This window comes from Agrococcus versicolor, from assembly GCF_039531815.1.
GTDB lineage: Bacteria > Actinomycetota > Actinomycetes > Actinomycetales > Microbacteriaceae > Agrococcus > Agrococcus versicolor.
In genome coordinates, this window is record NZ_BAAAQT010000008.1 from 637,597 (window position 1) to 640,013 (window position 2,417).

Here is a 2,417-nt window from a genome sequence, read left to right on the forward strand (position 1 = left end):
GCCGCGGTCTTCGTGGTCGATGCCTCCGGCGTCGACCACGCGGGCGAGCCCGTCGTCGACGGCACCACCGTGACCGTGCCCGTCGAGGGCAGTCCCACGGGCGCGCTCGAGGCACGGTGGCGCGTCGTCTCGGGAGACGGACACCCGATCTCCGACGTCCTTCCGTTCACGGTCGCGGGCGGAGCCGCCGCGGGCGGCGCTCCGGATGCAGCGGCCGCGGGCTCGTCGCAGGACGGCACGGCCGCGACGGACGAGGCATCGAGCGGCGACGCATCGCCTGACGCCGCGGCGTCCGACGACGCGTCCGCCGACGACGGATCCGCCGGCGCCGCCGAGGGGCAGGCTGCCTCGGTCGACGCCCCAGGCGTGCCGAGGACGCTGCTCGTCGGCATCGCCGGCGCGGCCGTCGCACTCGTCGTGCTCGCCCTCGTGCTCGGCATCCGCCGCTCGCGCGCTCGCACCGCGGGCTGACGCGACCGCATCCATCCACGCCGCCCGCATCCTGCGGCAGCGGCGCATCGAACGACCGCGGCCGACGCGCCGCGCACACGAACGGAACCTTCATGCGAACCATCACCACGCGCCGCGCAGGCGCACTCGCCATCGCCCTCGCGGCCGCATCCGCCCTCGTCGCCTGCAGCACGGCCGACGCCCCGGGCCCCGACGCCTCGACGGCGCCGCAGGCCGACTCGGTCGTCGTCGCCGACGCCTGGATCAAGGCCGCCGAGGACGGCATGACCGCCGCCTTCGGCACCATCGCGAACGAGGGCGACGAGGCCGTGCGCATCGTCGCCGTCGAGAGCACCGCCGCGACCGCCATGGAGCTGCACGAGACCGTCGAGGACGACTCGGGGCAGATGATCATGCGCGAGGTCGACGGCTTCGACATCGCGCCGGGCGCCTCGATGGCGCTCGAGCCGGGCGGCGACCACCTCATGGTCATGGGCACGACGGCGTCGATCGTCGCGGGCGACGATGTCGTCATGACGCTGACGTTCGACGACGGCTCGACGCTCGACGTCACGGCGACCGCACGCGACTACTCGGGTGCGAACGAGACGTACGAGGGCGGCGACATGGGCGAGATGGACCATGGCGACATGGACCACGGCGACATGGGCATGGACCACGGCGACATGCAGGGCGCGGACGACGCGCACGGCACGGATCGCTGATGCCCGACCCCGCCTCGCGCGGCCTCAGTCGGCGGCAGCTCCTCCTCGGAGGGGCTGCCGCCGGCGCGGGGGCCGCAGCCGCCATCGGCGCCGATGCCGTCGCACGCGTCGTCGCCGCACCTGCCGCCACGCCCGCGGAGGTGCTGCACGGCGACGCCGTCGTGCCCTTCCACGGTCGGCATCAGGCCGCCCTCGCAGTCACCCCGCAGGCGCACGCGACCCTCGTCGCGCTCGACCTGCTCGACGCGACGGACGCCGACGGCCTGCGTCGCATGCTGCGCATCCTCTCCGACGACGCCGCGCGGCTGACGTCGGGCGAGGCGGCGCTCGCCGACTCCGAGCCCGAGCTCGCGCTCGTGCCCGCGCGCCTCACCGTCACGATCGGCGTCGGACCTCGGCTCGTCGCGCGTGCCGGCAAGGAGGTGCCGGCATGGCTCGCACCGCTGCCGGCGTTCGCGATCGACCGGCTCGAGGATGCGTGGTCGGGCGGCGACCTGCTGCTGGAGGTCGCCGCCGACGATCCGCTGACGATCGCGCACGCGCAGCGCATGCTGCTCAAGGGCTCGCGGTCGTTCGCGGCCGTGCGCTGGGTGCAGTCCGGCTTCCGCCGCTCGCGCGGCGCCGAGCGTCAGGGCACGACGATGCGCAACCTCTTCGGGCAGGTCGACGGCACCGTCAACCCGCAGCCGGGCACCGCGGACTTCGACCGGCTCGTCTGGATCCGGGAGGGCTGGCTCGCCGGCGGCACCTCGCTCGTCGTGCGGCGCATCCGCATGGATCTCGATCGCTGGGATCGCCTCGATCGGCCGGGCCGCGAGCAGTCGGTCGGGCGCACGCTCGCGAACGGCGCCCCGCTCACCGGGTCGTGGGAGCGCGACGAGCCGGACTTCGCCGCGCTCACCCCGATCGGCTTCCCCGTCATCCCGGAGTTCTCGCATCTGCGGCGGGCGCGCAGCGACGACACGTCTCAGCGCTTCCATCGTCGAGCGTTCAACTACGACGAGGCGCCGACGGCGGGCTCGGTGTCGGAGTCGGGGATGATCTTCACCGCCGTGCAGGCGGATCCGCTCGCGCAGTTCGTGCCCATCCAGCAGCGGCTGTCGGATCTCGATCTCCTCAACGAGTGGACGACGCCGATCGGCTCGGCGGTCTTCGCGATCCTGCCCGGCTGCGAGCCGGGCGGATTCGTGGGCGAGACCCTGCTGGCCTGACGCACCCTGCACGCACGAGACGGCCCGGCGC

The 2,417-nt window shown here is 74.2% G+C and carries 3 protein-coding genes; all 3 read left to right on the forward strand.

The features are described from left to right. Window positions 1–471, forward strand: a 471-nt coding sequence (locus tag ABD249_RS15625; protein ID WP_344344978.1) for a copper resistance protein CopC, incomplete at its 5' end; no start/stop codon positions are given. A 92-nt stretch (window positions 472–563) separates the two neighbouring features. Beyond that, window positions 564–1,175 carry a copper chaperone PCu(A)C gene (locus ABD249_RS15630; RefSeq protein WP_344344980.1) on the forward strand — a complete coding sequence of 204 codons (612 nt, stop codon included), beginning with the start codon at window positions 564–566 and terminating at the stop codon, window positions 1,173–1,175. Continuing rightward, a complete protein-coding gene (locus tag ABD249_RS15635) occupies window positions 1,175–2,386 on the forward strand; it encodes a Dyp-type peroxidase (protein ID WP_344344982.1) in 1,212 nt (403 codons plus the stop codon). The genes ABD249_RS15630 and ABD249_RS15635 overlap by 1 nt, the downstream gene beginning before the upstream one ends. Window positions 2,387–2,417 lie beyond the last annotated feature (31 nt).